The following is a 16,245-nucleotide window of genomic DNA, read 5'->3' as shown; positions in this document are numbered from 1 at the left end:
CCATGTCGAATTCGATACGGGGCATCTGCTCCATGGCCACGAAAGGCCTGCTGCTGGAACTGGCCGCAGCGTACACGCGTACGAGCGGCGTGCCGGCTTCCTTCGAGGCAGTGGGCGGCGTGGATGCCGCAAAGCGTGTCTCGGCAGGAGAGCCATTCGACGTGGTGGTGCTCGCCTCTGATGCCATCGACAAGCTCGCGGCTGCTGGCAAGGTGGACGCATCGCGCAAGACCGACGTGGTGCGTTCCGGCGTTGCCGTGGCCGTTGCCGCGAACGCTGCGCGAGTCGACATTTCCACGGAAGAAGCGGTGCGGCGCGCCGTGCTGGGTGCGGCCAGCGTCGCGTATTCGACCGGGCCCAGTGGCGTTGCCCTGAGCGCGCTGTTCGAACGCTGGGGCATCGCCGACACCATCAAGGGTCGATTGGTACAGGCGCCGCCCGGTGTACCGGTGGGCTCGCTGATCGCGCGGGGAGAGGCCGCACTGGGCTTTCAGCAACTGAGCGAGCTGATTGGCGTCGAAGGCATCGCGCTGCTGGGGCCGTTGCCACCGGAAATCCAGATCACCACGATCTTCAGCGCAGCACCGGGCTCATGCGCTTCGCAGCCGGATGCCGCGCGCGGGCTGCTCGCGTACCTGGCCTCAGCCGACGCTGCAGAAGCGAAACGCCGCCACGGCATGGAGCCTGCCTAACGGGCCGCCGACTTGCGAGAACCATTGCCCTTGCCAGCAATGACAAGCCCCGCGCTCTCGACAAAGCCGTGAATCAGCCTCAGCCGCGGCGATGCCCGCTGCCACAGGACGCCGAAGCGCCGCGTCTCCGAAGGCAGCGGCAGCGGAATCTTCGCGATGCGCTGCCCATCGAGCAGCGGCGAGGCGATGTCGGGCACGATCGACACGCCGAGGCCGCGATCGACCATCATGGCGATTGCCAGCAGTGAACTGAGCTCGAAGCGCTCCTGCGGCACGATGCCTGCCGAACGAAGGTAGCGGTCGGCCTGCTTGCCGCCGCCAAGGTTGCGGTCGTAGCGGATGAGCGGCGAGGTCCGCAGCAGCTCGTGGGGATCGCGCCGCGCTAGGCGGCTCGGCGCGAGCAGCACCAGCGGTTCTTCGCGCAGCAGGGCCCAGTCGAATGTCTTCGCGAGCGCGAACGGTGGATACAGGCACACGGCCGCATCGAGCTCGCCCTGCTGCATCGCCTTGTAGAGCGTGGCTGTGTTGCCCGACTGCAGATACACCTTGACGCCCGGATGCGTCTTCACGAAGCGCGCGAGGATGTCCGGCAGCAGGCTGTGGATGGCCGTGTTGATGGTGCCGATGACCAGCTCGCCGCCGGCCGCCTCGCTGCCCACCAGCGCCTTGATGTCGCTCACCTCGCGCAGCAGCGTGCGGGCCCGCTGCACCAGCCGGTGCCCCGCCTCGGTCGGCTGCACCGTGCGGCCGGCGCGCGCGAGCAGCGGTGCGTTGAGCTCCCGCTCCAGCGCGCGGATCTGCTGCGCCACCGCGCCGGGCGTCAGGTCGAGCCGGCGCGCGGCCTCCGACATCGAGCCCGACTCCACCACCAGAAGAAAGCTTTGCAGGTAGGCCGTTTCCATGAAGATAGATTTTCTGCGATCTGATCGCAGGGAGCAGCTGTTTTTCTCTTCTCATGAACTGCGGACACTGCATGCATGAGAAGCAAACTCTTCGTTCCCGGCACCCGTCCTGAACTGTTCGCCAAGGCACTGGCCAGTGCGGCGGACGCCATCTGCCTCGACCTGGAAGACGCGGTGTCCGAGCCGCGCAAGGACGAGGCGCGCGAGACCGTGCGCCAGCTGCTGCTTGCCAGCGGCGATGCGACCTCCTCGCAAAAGACACTGATCGTTCGCGTCAACGCCATGGACACGCCGCACTTCGAGTGCGACGTGGCGGCGGTGGCGCAGGCCGGCGTGCACCTGATCAACCTGCCGAAGCCGCAAAGCCCGGCGCACGTGCGCACGGCGGTAGAAGCCATCGAGCGCGCCGAACGCTCTAACGGCGTGCAGGCGCCCATTGGCCTGCTGCTGAACATCGAGACACCCACTGCCTTACGCACGGCAGCGGAACTCGCACTGGCGCATCCGCGCGTATCGGGGCTGCAGCTGGGGCTGGGCGACCTGTTCGAGCCGCTGGGCATCGCCCGGCGCGAACCTTCCGCGATTCGCCAGGCCATGTTCGCGGTGCGCATCGCAGCCGGTGAAGCGGGCGTGTATGCCTACGACGGCGCGTTCGCGAACATCCGCGATGCCGAGGGCTATCGCGCCGAAGCCATGCTGGCGCGCGACCTCGGCTTTCTGGGCAAGACCTGCATCCACCCGAGCCAGATCGCCATTGCCAACGAGGTGTTCCGTCCCACCGATGAAGAGATTGCGCATGCCTGCAAGGTGGTCGAGGCGGCCCGTGAGGCCGATGCCAACGGCGTCGGTGCCTACGTGGTGGACGGAAAAATGATCGACATCCCCTTTGTGATTCGCGCACGCGCGATCGTCGAGAGTGCACGCAGCCTCGGGCTGCTTGCGAGCTGAGCTTTCCATCAATAAGAAACCGGAGACAACAAAATGCAATTCCCATCCATCCTTCGCCCGCGCGTGCTCGCTGTTGTTGCAGCGGCAGCGCTCACCAGCGCGGCATTCGCCCAAGGCGCCTACCCCAGCAAGGCCATCACGATCGTGGTGCCCTACCCGGCCGGCGGCTCCAACGACACCTTCGCGCGACAGGTCGCCAAGGAACTGGGCGACCAGCTCAAGCAGCCCGTGATCATCGACAACCGCCCCGGCGCGAGCGGCAACACCGGCACGGCACAGGTGGCGCGCGCCACCCCCGACGGCTACACGCTGGTGGCGGTGTCGTCCAGCATGACGACCAATGCGGCCGTGCAATCGAAGATGCCCTTCGATCCGGTCAAGGGCCTCGCGCCCGTGGCCATGTTCGCCAAGGGCCCGTTCATCGTCGCGGTCAACAACGAGTTTCCCGCGAAGACACCGGCCGAGCTGATCGCCGCCATCAAGGCCAAGCCCGGCCAGTACAACTACGCCTCGTCCGGCTCGGGCAGCGTGAACCAGTTCGGCACCGAGCTGCTCAAGGCCAAGGTGGGCGACCTGCAGATCGCGCACATCCCCTACAAGGGCATGGGTCCGGCCGTGACCGACCTGATCGGCAACCAGACGCAGCTGCTGATTTCAAGCGGCCCGTCGCTACTGCCGATGGTGCGTGCCGGCAAGCTGCGCGCGGTGGGCATCACGAGCCTGAAGTCGAGCCCCGTCGCACCCGATCTCACACCGATGGCCACTGCAGTGCCCGGCTACGAATTCGAACTCTGGTGGGGCCTGCTGGCACCGGCAGGCACGCCGCCCGACGTGGTCGCAAAGCTCAACGGGGCCGTCAACCAGATCCTGACCAGGCCCGAGATCACGGCCAACTTCCTGCGCGAAGGCGCCATCGCCACGCCGCTGACGCCGGCGCAGTTCGGCACCGTCATCGCCGACGACGTGGAGCGCTGGAAGAAGCTGGCCAAGCAACAGAACATCACAGCCGACTGAGGAAAGAAAGAGACCCCATGAGCACTACCGCCCCCGACAACGCTGGCGACGACAAGCACCTGCCCGCGCGCCAGGGCCCCGCCGGCCCGTTGAGCGGCCTGCGCGTGCTCGACCTGAGCGCCTACATCGCGGGCCCGTACGGTTGCTCGCTGCTGGCCGATCAGGGCGCGGAAGTCATCAAGATCGAGCCGCCCACCGGCGACAACCTGCGCAAGTACCCATCGACGCTGGAAGCCGAGAGCCGCGCGTTCATCGGCGTCAATCGCAGCAAGCTGGGCGTGGTGCTCGACCTCAAGAACCCGCAAGACCTTGCCGCGCTGATGGCACTGGCGCGCACTGCCGACGTGCTGGTGCACAACTTTCGCCCCAGCGTGCCGCCGCGGCTGGGCATTGCGTACGACCAGCTGAAGACGGTGAACCCGCGCCTGATCTACTGCGCCGTCACCGGCTATGGCGAGACCGGGCCGCTGCGCGAGAAGGCGGGCTACGACCAGGTGCTGCAGACCATGACCGGCATGTGCGCGCTGCAGGGCAAGCGCGGCGAGCCGCCCGAGATCATTTACGGCTCGGTGGTCGACTACTACGCGGCCGCGCTGGTGGCTGCCGGCGTGGCATCGGCGCTGTACGAGCGGGAGAAAAGCGGCGAAGGCCAGTTTGTCGGCGTGTCGCTGCTGCGCTCCGCGCTCACGATGCAGTCGGCCCGCATGGTGTGGGCCGAGGGCGAGCCGAAAGACGTGGGGCGCGACATGCGCTCGGGCGGCATCACCGGCCTCCACCCCACGCGCGAGGGCCACATCTATATCTCGGCCAACACGCCGCATTTCTGGCAGGCGCTGTGCACCAAGGTCGGCCTGCCGGAACTGGCTGCCGACGAGCGCTACGACTCGGTGCGCAAGCGCGCGCAGCATGCCGCCGAGATCGTTCCGAAGCTGCGCGTCGCACTGGCCGCGCGCACCGCACTCGAATGGGAAGAACTGTTCGGCGAGGAAGTGCCCTGCTCCGCCGCCCGCACCGTGGAAGACATGTTCGACAACGAACAGGTGCTGGCCGAGGACATGGTGACGAACTTTGCGCACCCCACGCTCGGCTCGTACCGCGGCTTCACCAGGCCGGTGCGATTCGGCCGGACGCCGGGGCCCGAGCCCTTTGCCGCGCCGACGCTGGGACAGCACACCGGGGTCGTGCTGGCCGCACAGCGCGTGGACGAATAGGCCATGCGCACCGACATCGCGGTGCCCCACAGCAGCGGCACTCGCAAGCCCGTCAGCGCGGCACCCGAAGGCGCATGCGACACGCACATGCATGTGTACGACCGACGCTTCGCGCTGCACGGTCCGCCCGGCGCCATGCTCGATCACGCCACCGCGGCCGACTACCACCTGCTTCAGCAACGCATCGGCACGCAGCGCACGGTGGTCGTGCAGCCGCGCGCCCACGGCACCGACAACGGCGTGACGCTGACAGCCATCCAGGCTCTCGGAGCAGAGCACACACGCGGCGTGGCGGTGGTGCGGCCCGAGGTGAGCGATACCGAACTCGAACGCCTGCACGCGGGCGGCATCCGCGGCATCCGGTTCACGCTGTACACGCCGATGAATGCGTCGACGGACTTCGCCATGGTCGAGCCGCTGGCGCAGCGGGTGCATGCGCTCGGCTGGCATGTGCAATTGCACTGGAATGCCAACCAGATCGTCGAGCATGCGGCGCTGCTCGCGCGCCTGCCCTGCACGATCGTCTTCGACCATCTCGCCCGGCTGCCGCTGCCCGATGCACTGGCGCACCCCACATACGACGTCGTGCGCCGGCTGCTCGACAACGGCCGCACGTGGATCAAGCTGTCGGGCGCCTACCTGGATTCGCGTGTCGGTGCGGAAGGCGGCTATGCCGACACGACGGGCGTCGCACAAGCCTGGGTACGGCACGCACCCGACCACGTGGTGTGGGGCAGCGACTGGCCTCACCCGACCGAGCGCGCCGCCAAGCCCGACGACGCACAGCTGTTCGACCTGCTGGGCCAATGGATTCCCGACGAGGCCGCGCGCCGCCGCGTGCTGGTGGACAACCCGGCGCGGCTCTACGACTTCTCCTGAACTACAAACAAACTCCGAGACATTGGCATGAAGCAACCACAGAAGCGCCTTCTGAAATCCGTCGTAGCGCTGGCCGCCTGCGCCGCTCCCCTGCTGAGCTGGGCCGCCTGGCCCGACAAGCCCATCCGCATGGTGGTGCCATACGCCGCGGGCGGCGGCGCCGACAACACCGCGCGCATCGTGGCGCAGCAGATGAGCACAGCACTGGGCCAGCAGATCGTGATCGACAACAAGCCGGGCGCGGGTGGCGTGATCGGCGCCGACAACGTGGCCAAGGCGGCCGGCGACGGCTACACCGTGCTCTACGACGCATCGGCGTTCTCGGTGAACCCGTCGCTGCGCAAGCTGCCCTTCGACGCGGCGAAAGATTTCATTCCGGTGTCGCTGGTAGCCACCGCACCGCAGATCCTCGTCGTGCCGACCAGTGCGCCCTACAAGACCGTGGCGGAGTTCATCGACTTCGCGCGCAAGAACCCGGGCAAGCTGAGCTTTGCGTCGGCAGGCGGCGGCACCGGCTCGCACCTGGCGGGCGAAGCATTGAACGAGCAAGCGAAGATCAACCTGATGCACGTGCCCTACAAAGGCGGCGCGCCCGCACTGACCGACGTGATGGGCGAGCAGGTGTCGGCCTACTTCGGCAACGTGGCGTCGACGCTGGGCTACGTCAAGGGTGGCAAGCTGCGCGCGCTGGGCGTGAGCTCCGTCAAGCGCGTGCCAGGGCTGCCAGACACGCCGACGCTCGCCGAGTCGGGCCTGCCGGGCTACAACGTGGTCGAGTGGAACGGCGTGTTCCTGCCCAAGGGCACGCCGGCCGACATCGTGCAGAAACTCGGCAAGGCGGTGCAGGCTGCGGTCAGCGACCCGACGGTGCGGCAAAAGCTGCTGCAGCTCGGCCTGGAGCCGGCCGGCACCACGCCGGAGGCATTCGCGAAGTTCGTGCAGGACGAGACGGCAAGAGTGAACGCGCTGGTGAAGGCACGCAACATCAGGGTCGATTGATCCTGCACTCGACGGGGTGTGAGTGAAACGTAGTGTGTGGGTTTCTCCCCGCGGATACAGAGGCATACGCGTTTCACGCCACGGCAGGGTGGCCCAACGAAGAATCGGCTCCGTTCGCAGACGAACGCCCGCCACTCTTCCGAAGGAACCACCATGCGCATTCACTCCTCCGCCCTTTTCTTCGCCGTCGCCATCGCGGCCTCGGCGGCGGCCCTCACGCTGACCTTTGCCGCACCATCGCCGCTCGGCGGAGACGTTCCGGCCGCCGAGGCAGTGCCCGCGCCGGAGTTCCAGAACATCGACACCTGGCTCAACTCGCAGCCGCTGAAGCTCAGTGAGCTGCGCGGCAAGGTAGTGCTGGTCGATTTCTGGACCTACACCTGCATCAACTGCCTCAACCACCTGCCTTACGTGAAGGACTGGAACGAGAAGTACAAGGACAAGGGCCTGGTCATCGTCGGCGTGCACACGCCGGAGTTCGCGTACGAGAAATCGACGAAGAACGTGAAGGACGCGATCCAGCGGCTGCAGATCAAGCACGCGGTGGCACAGGACAACAGCTACGGCACCTGGAAGGCCTTCAGGAACCAGTACTGGCCTGCGGTGTACCTGATCGACAAGCAGGGAAAGATCGTCTATTCGCACTTTGGCGAAGGCAGCTACGGCACCACGGAGAAGAAGATCCAGGCGCTGCTGGCTGAGCCTGCGCCGGTGGGGTCCTGAGAGCTTTGTTCAGGGTGCGATCACGCCGACGGGGGACATTCGCGGAGGGGAGCACCCGGTGTCATTCGCACGCACCCCGAACAAGAGCCCCAACAACACAACGCACGACGAAGCAACAGAAATGAAGAAGCTCTGGTTCGCCCTCCTTTTCCTTGCAGGCGGCATCACCCACGAGATACGCAACCCGGTGAGCTGCCAGTGCATCACAGCACGATTCAGTCCAACGCCTCGACAGTCGAAGAAAAAACGTAGCCCTCGCTGCGCACCGTCTTGATGAAGCGCGGCTCGCGCGCATCGTCTCGCAGACGCTGGCGCAGCCGGCTCACGAGCAGGTCGATCGAGCGCTCGAAAAGTTCGGCCTCGCGCCCCTGCGTAAGACTCAGCAGCTGATCGCGGCTCAGCACCTTCTGCGGATGGTCGAGAAACACGCGCAGCAGCCGGTACTCCGCACCGCTGAGAGCCACCATCACCCCGCTGTCGTCGATCAGATGGCGCGCCGTGGTGTCGACCTGCCACTCGCCAAACGCCAGCTTCGAGGCCGACTCGGTCGAGCGCATGTTCGGCGGCAGCATGCGCGTGCGGCGCAACACCGAGCGCATGCGCGCCAGCAGCTCGCGGGCAGAGAACGGCTTGGCCAAGTAGTCGTCTGCGCCCATTTCCAGACCGAGGATGCGGTCCGCCTCCTCGCTGCGCGCAGTGAGCATGAGGATCGGCGTGGCCTTGTACTTGCCCGTGCGCAGGTCACGGCACAGCGTGAGCCCATCTTCGCCCGGCAGCATCAGGTCGAGGATGATGAGATCGAACGGCCCAGACTCCTCCAGCGCCGCGCGCATGTGCCGCCCCGTGGGCACCGCGACCACGCGCAGGCCGTTCTTGACCAGGTACGTGGTGAGCAGTTCGCGGATTTCCCTATCGTCGTCGACGATGAGGATGTGGTCGGAAGTCTTCGAGGTCGTCATGCAGGTGGCCGGTACGTCGGAAGCCGCAATGTAGCCCGGCTGCGGGCCGGGACAAGCGGGTTTGTATTCCTGTGTATCCAGCGCCCCGGACGGCCACACTACGTTGCCGACGCGAGCTTCCACACCGCATCGGCAAAGACTTGCGGTGTCTCCTGCGGCACGTTGTGACCCGCGTTCACGACCAGGTGCGTGCGCGGCCCCGTGAACTTCGCGGCATAAGCCTTGCCGTCAGTGGCCGGCACGACACCGTCGGAGTCGCCGTCCATCGTGATCGTAGGCACCTTGATCGCCGGGAACGCGGCCAGGCGCTTCTCGTATTCCTCGTACTGTGCGAAGCCGTCTGCAAGACCCAGGCGCCAGCGGTAGTTGTGAATGACGATCTGCACGTAGTCGGGGTTGTCGAACGACGCGGCGGTGCGCTCGAAGGTGGCATCGTCATATGCCCACTTCGGCGAATTCGTGGTCCACAGGATGCGCGCGATGTCGCGCCGGTTCGCTTCCAGGCCAAGCCGGCCGCGCTCGGTGGCGAAGTAGTACTGGTACCACCAGCCCAGCTCGACCTTCGCGGGCAATGGCAGCTTGTTGCCGGGGCGGTTGGTCATGATGTAGCCGTTGACCGAGAGCAGCCCGATGCAACGCTCAGGCCAGAGCGCCGCCATGATGCAGCCGGTGCGCGCGCCCCAGTCGTAGCCGACGATGACGGCGCGGTCGATCTTGAGGGCGTCGAGCAGCGCGATCTGGTCGAGCGCCACTGCCGCCTGCTGCGCAGAGCGCGGGTTGGCGCTGTCGAGAAAGCGCGTGGTGCCGTGGCCGCGCAGGTGCGGCACGATCACGCGGCAGCCACGGGCCGCGAGCAGCGGCGCGACTTCGGCGTAACTGTGGATGTCGTAGGGGTAGCCGTGCATCAGCAGCACCGGAATGCCATCGGCGGGGCCGGCCTCGTAGTAGCCGACATCGAGCTCGCCGGCCTTGATCTGGCGGATGGGCTCCAGCTTGCGCGGTCTGGCGGCGGGCACGGCATCTGCCGCGTGGGCGGTGCTGCTCATGAATGCCAGCTCGACGGCAGCGAGGCTGGCGGCGGCGCCACCCAGCAGGAAGCGGCGTTGGCGGTTGACGGGTTCTTCGGACATGGGACGTTCCTTCGTTTGTGTTGGCGACGGAACGATTGAATGCGCCGGATGTATGCGGCATGTGTCATGCCAGGGGTGTTCTTGTATGGCCGTGTGTACGGGCCGCGCCGGATACACGGCCATACAAAGCCGAAGCTGCGACGGCATCTGAGCCTCGGCAGGTAATGTTGTATGTCCCGTTCGCAGCCCAACACACTGCAATACAAAGAAGTGATCTGCGGCGCGAGCCCGGGTCTATAAACCAGCCCATGCCTACATCCGCAAGCCTCCCCGCGCCCCTCGCCCCGGCCAACCCCGCAGGCCTGCGCCGACTGCTGCCGCGCTCACTGTTCTCGCGCGTGACGCTGATCATCGTCATCGGGCTGGCCATTGCGCAGCTGCTGACCTTCACGGCGATTCGCTACGAACGCGGCATCGCGATGCGAGAGCTGATGATGATCGGCATCGAGCGTGACATCGCGAGCTCGGTCGCCATCCTCGACCGGCTGCCGGCCGCCGAGCGAGAAAGCTGGCTCGCACGGCTGGAGCGGCGCAACTACCGCTTCGTGCTGGGCGGCAGCGCGCAGGGCACGCCGCCCGACACGCCGATGTCGCAGCAGTTCGCCGCCGCCATCACCGATGCGATGCGCCCATTCGAGATCGTCAAGGTCGGCCAGGTGGGCAGCCCACCGCAAAGCTTGCAGATCCAGGTACGGCTGTCAGACGGGTCTTCCGTGGTCGTGCATGCGCGGCGCGTGGACATGCCGGTGTCGAGTTGGGTGATGTGGCTGTTGTGGATACAGCTGCTGGTGCTGGCCGTGTGCGCCTGGTATGCCGTGCGGCTGGTCACGCGGCCGCTGGCGCAGCTGGCCGACGCGGCCGATGAACTGGGGCCGGACCTGAAGGGCCAGCAACTGCCCGAAGAAGGCCCGACCGAGGTGAAGCACGCGGCGCGCGCATTCAACGCGATGCAGAAGCGCATTGCGGGCTACATGGCCGAGCGCGTGGAGATCCTTGCGGCCATCTCGCACGACCTGCAGACGCCCATCACCCGCATGCGGCTGCGCACCGACCTGATGGACAGCGACCAAGACCGCGACAAGTTCCGCCAGGACCTGGATGCGATGCACGCCCTGGTGCGCGAAGGCGTGACCTACGCGCGCACGCTGCACGGTGCCACCGAGCCGCCATGCCGCATCGACGCCGACGCGCTGTTCGAGAGCATGGTGGCCGACTACGAAGATTCAGGCGAGCAGGTGCTGCTCGAAGGCCGCACGGGCGAGCCCATCGTGACGCGGCCGAATGCGCTGCGGCGAATCTTGACGAACCTGATCGACAACGCGCTGAAGTTCGGCACCGACGTGCGCCTGCAGGTGCACGCCGAGGCCGACCGCCTGGTGCTGGCCGTGATCGACAACGGACCAGGCATTCCGCCCGACCAGCTGGAGAACGTGCTCAAGCCCTTCTACCGCGTGGAAGGCTCGCGCAACCGCAACACCGGCGGCACCGGGCTGGGCCTGGCCATCGCTCACCAATTGGCGATGGCGATGGGCGCGGAGCTGGTGCTGCGCAACCGACCCGAAGGCGGGCTCGAAGCCCGGCTGACCATGGGCACTCGTGCCGCGCCGCCGAACTGAGCCGCGCTCATCCCTCTATTGACCAGACCTTGACCATGCTCCTCCTCATCGTTGCCTACCTGGGTGGTGTGCTCACCATCCTGAGCCCGTGCATCCTGCCCGTGCTCCCGTTCGTCTTCGCGCGCGCCGACCGGCCGTTCCGCTCGCATGGCCTGCCCATGCTGCTGGGCATGGCGCTGGCGTTCTCGGCCATCGCCACGCTGGCGGCAGTGGGCGGCGGCTGGGTCGTGGCACTCAACGAGTACGGGCGCAGTGCGGCGATTGCGTTGCTGGCGGTGTTCGGCGTGACGCTGCTGTTTCCATCGGTGGCTGATCGGCTGAGCCGTCCGCTGGTGGCGCTTGGCTTGCGGTTGTCTGGGCCTGCCTCTGAGAAGGCGTCAGTGTTCTCGCCGCTGCTGCTGGGGGTCGGCACGGGGCTGCTGTGGGCGCCGTGCGCAGGGCCGATCCTCGGGCTGATCCTGACGGGCGCTGCGCTCAATGGAGCGAGCATCGGCACGTCCTTGCTGCTGCTGGCCTATGCGGCCGGTGCGTGCACCTCGCTGGCGGCTGCGCTGCTCTTTGGCGGTCGGCTGTTCTCGGCGATGAAGGGGTCGCTGCGCACCGGCGAATGGATGCGGCGCTTGGCTGGCGTGGCCGTTCTCGTAGGTGTCGGCGCCATTGCGCTGGGGCTGGACACCGGACTGCTCAGCCGCCTTTCGGTAGGCACCACTTCGGCATTGGAGAAGGCGCTGGTGGAGAAGATCGATATGCCCATGCCCACGCCGCTGCCCTTGCAGCAATCGGAGCCCAAGAAGCCCGCATTGGCGCTAGCCGACGAAGGTAGTCTTCCTTCGCTGGCCGGCGCCACCGAATGGATCAACTCCGCACCGCTGACGCCCGAGAGCCTGCGCGGCAAGGTGGTGCTGGTCGACTTCTGGACCTACTCGTGCATCAACTGCCTGCGCACCCTGCCCTACGTTCGCGCATGGGCAGAGAAGTACAAGGATGCCGGGCTGGTGGTAGTCGGCGTGCATGCGCCGGAGTTCGCGTTCGAGAAGCAGCCTGCCAACGTGCGCCGCGCAACGAAGGACCTGGGCATCGGCTTCCCGGTGGCCGTCGACAGCAACTACGCGATCTGGCGTGCCTTCGGTAACCAGTACTGGCCGGCGTTCTATGTCGTCGATGCGCAGGGCCGCATCAGGCATCACCAGTTCGGCGAGGGGCAGTACGCGAAGTCGGAGCAGGTCATCCAGCAGTTGCTGGCGGAAGCCGGGCGGCCCGTCGTGCCGGCCGACACGGTCTCTCCGGAAGGCCAGGGTACGCAGGCTGCGCCGGCTGTGTCGCCGGCCCTGTCGGGCGAAACCTACCTGGGCTACGAGCGCGCGCAGAGCTTCGCCTCGCCTGGCGGCATCGCGAAGGATCGTGCACGGGTCTATCCCGCGGCTTCGTCACTGCGCGCCAACCAATGGGCTCTGAGCGGCGAATGGACGGTGGAGAGCGAACGCGCGGTGCTGGCGCGGGCCAATGGGCGCGTCGCCTATCGCTTCCATGCACGCGACCTGCATCTGGTGCTCGGCCCGTCGGCCGATGGCAAGCCCGTGCGCTTCAAAGTGCTGATCGACGGCAAGCCGCCACTGGCGGACCACGGCACCGATACCGATGCGCAAGGCAACGGCACCATCGACGGACAGCGGCTGTATCAACTGGTGCGCCAGACGGTGAACGAAAAAGACCGCCTGTTCGAGATCGAATTTCTTGACGCGGGCGCGCAGGCCTACGTCTTCACCTTCGGGTGATCGCCCTTGGCGCTGCTCATAGGTGCTGAGCTACAAGCACCACGGCCCCGGCGATAGAAATAGCGCCGCCGACGAACTTCCTGAATGCCTTCATGGCGTTGTTCTCCTTCAGTGAAGCCCTATGGTGCCGCGCGACGGTGTGCTCGTGGGTTGGGAATCCTCATGTGTGGGATAGAAAAGCCCAACCTGCAAGAGCAGCATCTACGACTTGGCACCCGGCAAGGAGAGCCGCTCTCTCGCGAACTGGCTGGCCCGAAGCCGCACACGTTGCAATGCAGCCTCCAGCGTGGGCTGCTGCATGAATACGACCACTCCCCGCCTGAGTCCACGAAGGCTCAACTCGGCAACGCCCGCATAGCGGCCGCTGGTGGTCTGCTTGATATCGATGCGGCTCGACCAGCCATCGGGCAGATCGACGAGGAGTTGTAGTTGTTGTTGCTGGACATTCATGTTGAGGCTGAGGATAGGCCTCGAACCCGCTGCGCCCCAAGGAACTAGTTCCTTTGCATTAGCAATACTTCAAGATTGCCATCAGGGGATATCCGGCGCACCCCTCATCCTCAATGTCTCCCAGATTGGTCGCGATCATCGGCTTGCCCGCCTCCCTCCGGCGGGCTCCTCCCTCCGACCCCATGCGACAACGGGGTCCTTCAGCTCGCCTTGTGCGAGCTTTTTTTTGCCCGCACCGTCATTCGCCACCACGCAAGCGATAGACGGCCCGACTTGCATCTTGTGTGACGCAAACTTACATTTACGCAAGAGGAGGCCACACAAGCCAGTCGGGCGACATAAGAGGTGGCAATGCAAAGCCATGCCGATCGTCTTCAATCCAGGCCCGCCTCCACGCTTCGAAGTCAGGGGCAGGAACGACTTTCAACAAAGTACGACGCTGTTCGTCGACCGATCGACCTCCTGGCTGCAACGAGCCATGTACCCTCTGGGCGGCTATAACCCGCTGGGGTTGGTCGAGCAGAGGTATCTGGCTGGTGTGCCTCACACTGGCACGACGTCAAAGACGGGGGTCTCGGTCCCCGGCCAGAACACCATGCGGGCGCATCATGTGGCCGACCATGTGATCCAGCAGTGTGTTTGCGAGTACCTGAACAAGCAGATAACCCTTGGACGATTCGTCGACCGGATCGGCACGCTCTATCTGACGAGTTGGGTCGACGTGATAGTTACCCCACGGCTCTTCGTGATCTGGGCGCAATGGGTCAGTGCGCTGGCAAAGGTGCTGGCGGTCGTCGCGGCTCAAGCAGCAGGACTGCCACAAACCAGGCAGCTGGCATACGGGAATTCATTGGCCTTGGGACTTTCCAATTCCGTGGCGAACGTGCGAATGGGACACCCGCTGACCGACAACGCGCTCTGGCACGGCATTGCTCCACGACTTCAACGAGGCCAGTACGACCTGCTGGGCTACTTTTTCGGCTGGTTGGGCAATCACGACTTCACCAAGCCCACCTTGTCAGTCGAGACATCGCTGGTTGCTGACGTCTGGGAAGACTATTTCACAAATAAGCCCTTGTTTTTCCAGAACAAGAACCGTGTCGTCGTGGGCAAAGTCTTCGTTGGTCCTGCGAATCGACCCAACGCCATCTTCATATCCGAGGAAGATCCGGTCAGGCCGCACAAAGTCGCGCACCGAAGCCTTCCCCAGTACTACCCCGGCGCCAGAGGAGTCAGAGGCTATGTGATCAGGGCAAGCAGAGCGAGCTTCCACGCGACTGCCGTGGTTGCGACCTTGTGCGCAATCGGATACGCCGGCAAGGAGTTGGTTTGGCCGAAGGAAGGTCCCAAGAAGCCGCTTTAGTCGCAGCACCAGAAGTTGGTCGGCAGTCCAACACTACTCTGGACTGATGCCGTCTATTTCTGGCTGGCTCTATCAAAGAAAAACGGGTTACGCCTTGTGAGCGTAACCCGTCGTTCTATCTACTGATTTTGGTCGTGTGAAACCGATCTAAAGATGGCTGGTAGCCCGCATGAATGCTCGCTTTAGTCAATTCGAAAAGACTTTTGTACCCCCTTTTGTACCCCTACTGCGCTTTCCAACCTGGAAGAGATCGACACAGCCGTCGAATACGAGCAGACGGGCGGGCACAATGCTTGCCGGCGATTCAACGATCGGGTGCAGCGTCTGTGTCGGTCTGCGGGAGACGATCCGTCCGATGCCCACCTCCGATATCTATGCGGCGATTGCCGCAAAGAGGCATTGGGCCTTCAAGGCGAAGCAACCGCTGCGGGTGCCACTCCAGCAGTTCAGACGATACGCGATCGCCCTTGAGACCACCACCAATCCAATCCTCAGGTAATCGGCCCACGAGGGAAGAGCAGGTACTTGGTCCAGTGGACCTCTCGACCATAGACATCATTGTTGGGCGAAGCGATCATCGAAACTTGGAAGCCCCCTCCCGCTGTCAGTTCGGGCAACCTGCCTGACTCCGCGCTGAAAAAGATCCGTCCATCTTCCAGACGAGTGCTGCGAATGCTGATCACGACGATACCGGTCGGCTTGACCAGTTGGCGGAGGACCTCGACGGCCTCCTCCCGCCGATCTGGCGGGATGTGCATCCAGACGGCGCTGACTAGGATAAAGTCGTATTTTGAGCGTCCGCCTTTCAGCACTTCGTGCAACGGGGGGAGCGTATCGTCGATCCAACGTATCGGTAGTCCGGAATGGGCTAAGGACGCACGTTTTCGCAGCTGCGAGCTTGGCTCGACGGCGGTGACAACACATCCACGCTGAGCTAAATAGGCCGCATCACGACCAGAGCCAGCCCCAATGTCCAGACACATCCCGCCAGCCGCTGGCAGATGCTTGAGCAGATCCCCATGAACACGTTCAAAAGGGACGGATTCGTATCTGTCAAACAGTACATCGGCACGTTCGTCATAGTATTCGACGACCTCGCGCAGCCACGGGGATCCAGCGCTGGTCATTTAACGTTGGCCGCCTCAGAAGCCGGAGCGGTCGGCGCTGACGTCGAGGCTTGAGGGGGCTTGTTATTTGACAGCGTCGGAGCTGCGCTGGCAGCCGGCGATGCAGCCGGTGCAGATGCGCCAGCTGGCACAGATGGCCCATCTGCCCCCTTTCTCATCCGCTCGCGAACCGCGTAGTGTTCTACCTGCCCAGGCTTGTAGGCGCCGACGATGCTAACTGCGGCGGCGCCAATCAGTAGGACGGACCAGAGCGAAACAACCAGGTATCGGAAGCGCCCGTTCTTCGGCGCTTCATCGACTCGAGCTTTGCGTTCGCTAGCCTCGTACGCCAGCTGAAAATCTAGGGAACATCTGATCAAGTCCACGGATGGCCGCTCTGAACGTTGATTACGCATGCTGAATGAAGGAGCGCCAACGATGAGCCAGATCAGTTTTTCGGATGCCGAGCATGCAGGCA

15 protein-coding genes are annotated in these 16,245 nt (G+C 65.0%); 10 read left to right on the top strand and 5 right to left on the bottom strand.

All coding sequences use genetic code 11. From position 1 onward, the window contains the following. Nucleotides 1-2: 2 nt before the first annotated feature. Entirely contained in the window at nt 3-692 is a 690-nt protein-coding gene (locus ACSFCA_RS10375; protein ID WP_435459448.1) for a substrate-binding domain-containing protein, read from the top strand. Here ACSFCA_RS10375 and ACSFCA_RS10370 read toward each other — a convergent pair. Then, on the bottom strand, nt 689-1,594 hold the full coding sequence (locus tag ACSFCA_RS10370) for a LysR family transcriptional regulator (RefSeq protein WP_435459447.1): 906 nt from the start codon (nt 1,592-1,594) through the stop codon (nt 689-691). The genes ACSFCA_RS10375 and ACSFCA_RS10370 overlap by 4 nt on opposite strands. Nucleotides 1,595-1,669: 75 nt before the next feature. Here ACSFCA_RS10370 and ACSFCA_RS10365 point away from each other — a divergent pair, with 75 nt between their 5' ends. The 6 genes from ACSFCA_RS10365 (at nt 1,670) to ACSFCA_RS10340 (ending at nt 7,368) form a co-directional block, all read left to right on the top strand. Further along, complete coding sequence (locus ACSFCA_RS10365) at nt 1,670-2,542, top strand: HpcH/HpaI aldolase/citrate lyase family protein (protein ID WP_435459446.1); 873 nt, start codon at nt 1,670-1,672, stop codon at nt 2,540-2,542. Nucleotides 2,543-2,575: 33 nt separating this feature from the next. Continuing rightward, nucleotides 2,576-3,556, top strand: a complete 981-nt coding sequence (locus tag ACSFCA_RS10360; RefSeq protein ID WP_435459445.1) for a tripartite tricarboxylate transporter substrate binding protein — start codon at nt 2,576-2,578, stop codon at nt 3,554-3,556. Nucleotides 3,557-3,573: 17 nt separating this feature from the next. After that, nucleotides 3,574-4,767: a CoA transferase gene (locus ACSFCA_RS10355; RefSeq protein WP_435459444.1), complete on the top strand. Its 1,194-nt coding sequence runs from the start codon at nt 3,574-3,576 to the stop codon at nt 4,765-4,767. 3 nt (nt 4,768-4,770) lie between these two features. Beyond that, nucleotides 4,771-5,646, top strand: a complete 876-nt coding sequence (locus tag ACSFCA_RS10350; protein WP_435459443.1) for an amidohydrolase family protein — start codon at nt 4,771-4,773, stop codon at nt 5,644-5,646. A gap of 27 nt (nt 5,647-5,673) precedes the next feature. Then, complete coding sequence (locus ACSFCA_RS10345) at nt 5,674-6,645, top strand: tripartite tricarboxylate transporter substrate binding protein (protein WP_435459442.1); 972 nt, start codon at nt 5,674-5,676, stop codon at nt 6,643-6,645. 153 nt (nt 6,646-6,798) lie between these two features. Beyond that, entirely contained in the window at nt 6,799-7,368 is a 570-nt protein-coding gene (locus ACSFCA_RS10340) for a thioredoxin family protein (RefSeq protein ID WP_435459441.1), read from the top strand. Between the two features lie 215 nt (nt 7,369-7,583). On the opposite strand, the gene ACSFCA_RS10335 is transcribed toward ACSFCA_RS10340, so the two are convergent. Beyond that, complete coding sequence (locus ACSFCA_RS10335) at nt 7,584-8,327, bottom strand: response regulator (protein WP_258350011.1); 744 nt, start codon at nt 8,325-8,327, stop codon at nt 7,584-7,586. Between the two features lie 98 nt (nt 8,328-8,425). Beyond that, nucleotides 8,426-9,457, bottom strand: a complete 1,032-nt coding sequence (locus ACSFCA_RS10330) for an alpha/beta fold hydrolase (protein WP_435459440.1) — start codon at nt 9,455-9,457, stop codon at nt 8,426-8,428. 248 nt (nt 9,458-9,705) lie between these two features. Between ACSFCA_RS10330 and ACSFCA_RS10325 the strand changes: the two genes are divergently transcribed. Both ACSFCA_RS10325 and ACSFCA_RS10320 read left to right on the top strand, forming a co-directional pair. Then, nucleotides 9,706-11,073, top strand: a complete 1,368-nt coding sequence (locus tag ACSFCA_RS10325; RefSeq protein WP_435459439.1) for an ATP-binding protein — start codon at nt 9,706-9,708, stop codon at nt 11,071-11,073. Between the two features lie 35 nt (nt 11,074-11,108). Beyond that, nucleotides 11,109-12,848, top strand: coding sequence for a cytochrome c biogenesis protein DipZ (locus ACSFCA_RS10320; protein ID WP_435459830.1), 1,740 nt, complete (start codon nt 11,109-11,111; stop codon nt 12,846-12,848). 201 nt (nt 12,849-13,049) lie between these two features. On the opposite strand, the gene ACSFCA_RS10315 is transcribed toward ACSFCA_RS10320, so the two are convergent. Further along, on the bottom strand, nt 13,050-13,298 hold the full coding sequence (locus ACSFCA_RS10315; protein WP_435459438.1) for a hypothetical protein: 249 nt from the start codon (nt 13,296-13,298) through the stop codon (nt 13,050-13,052). A 361-nt stretch (nt 13,299-13,659) separates the two neighbouring features. Here ACSFCA_RS10315 and ACSFCA_RS10310 point away from each other — a divergent pair, with 361 nt between their 5' ends. Further along, nucleotides 13,660-14,661: a hypothetical protein gene (locus ACSFCA_RS10310; protein WP_093176449.1), complete on the top strand. Its 1,002-nt coding sequence runs from the start codon at nt 13,660-13,662 to the stop codon at nt 14,659-14,661. A gap of 491 nt (nt 14,662-15,152) precedes the next feature. Here the strand turns inward: ACSFCA_RS10310 and ACSFCA_RS10305 are convergent, their stop codons facing one another. Next, nucleotides 15,153-15,788 carry a class I SAM-dependent methyltransferase gene (locus ACSFCA_RS10305; protein WP_435459437.1) on the bottom strand — a complete coding sequence of 212 codons (636 nt, stop codon included), beginning with the start codon at nt 15,786-15,788 and terminating at the stop codon, nt 15,153-15,155. Between the last annotated feature and the right edge of the window lie 457 nt (nt 15,789-16,245).

The sequence above is a fragment of the Variovorax multivorans genome (genome assembly GCF_051216835.1).
Lineage (GTDB): Bacteria > Pseudomonadota > Gammaproteobacteria > Burkholderiales > Burkholderiaceae_C > Variovorax.
Note: the sequence above shows the minus strand (reverse complement) of the source record. Positions and strands in the feature narration are given on the sequence as shown.

Excerpts from the sequence above, each read along its gene's own strand:
- ACSFCA_RS10375 (WP_435459448.1), top strand. The coding sequence starts at position 3 with ATGTCGAATTCGATACGGGGCATCTGCTCCATGGCCACGAAAGGCCTG.
- ACSFCA_RS10370 (WP_435459447.1), bottom strand. The coding sequence starts at position 1,594 with ATGGAAACGGCCTACCTGCAAAGCTTTCTTCTGGTGGTGGAGTCGGGC.
- ACSFCA_RS10365 (WP_435459446.1), top strand. The coding sequence starts at position 1,670 with ATGAGAAGCAAACTCTTCGTTCCCGGCACCCGTCCTGAACTGTTCGCC.
- ACSFCA_RS10360 (WP_435459445.1), top strand. The coding sequence starts at position 2,576 with ATGCAATTCCCATCCATCCTTCGCCCGCGCGTGCTCGCTGTTGTTGCA.
- ACSFCA_RS10355 (WP_435459444.1), top strand. The coding sequence starts at position 3,574 with ATGAGCACTACCGCCCCCGACAACGCTGGCGACGACAAGCACCTGCCC.
- ACSFCA_RS10350 (WP_435459443.1), top strand. The coding sequence starts at position 4,771 with ATGCGCACCGACATCGCGGTGCCCCACAGCAGCGGCACTCGCAAGCCC.
- ACSFCA_RS10345 (WP_435459442.1), top strand. The coding sequence starts at position 5,674 with ATGAAGCAACCACAGAAGCGCCTTCTGAAATCCGTCGTAGCGCTGGCC.
- ACSFCA_RS10340 (WP_435459441.1), top strand. The coding sequence starts at position 6,799 with ATGCGCATTCACTCCTCCGCCCTTTTCTTCGCCGTCGCCATCGCGGCC.
- ACSFCA_RS10335 (WP_258350011.1), bottom strand. The coding sequence starts at position 8,327 with ATGACGACCTCGAAGACTTCCGACCACATCCTCATCGTCGACGACGAT.
- ACSFCA_RS10330 (WP_435459440.1), bottom strand. The coding sequence starts at position 9,457 with ATGTCCGAAGAACCCGTCAACCGCCAACGCCGCTTCCTGCTGGGTGGC.
- ACSFCA_RS10325 (WP_435459439.1), top strand. The coding sequence starts at position 9,706 with ATGCCTACATCCGCAAGCCTCCCCGCGCCCCTCGCCCCGGCCAACCCC.
- ACSFCA_RS10320 (WP_435459830.1), top strand. The coding sequence starts at position 11,109 with ATGCTCCTCCTCATCGTTGCCTACCTGGGTGGTGTGCTCACCATCCTG.
- ACSFCA_RS10315 (WP_435459438.1), bottom strand. The coding sequence starts at position 13,298 with ATGAATGTCCAGCAACAACAACTACAACTCCTCGTCGATCTGCCCGAT.
- ACSFCA_RS10310 (WP_093176449.1), top strand. The coding sequence starts at position 13,660 with ATGCCGATCGTCTTCAATCCAGGCCCGCCTCCACGCTTCGAAGTCAGG.
- ACSFCA_RS10305 (WP_435459437.1), bottom strand. The coding sequence starts at position 15,788 with ATGACCAGCGCTGGATCCCCGTGGCTGCGCGAGGTCGTCGAATACTAT.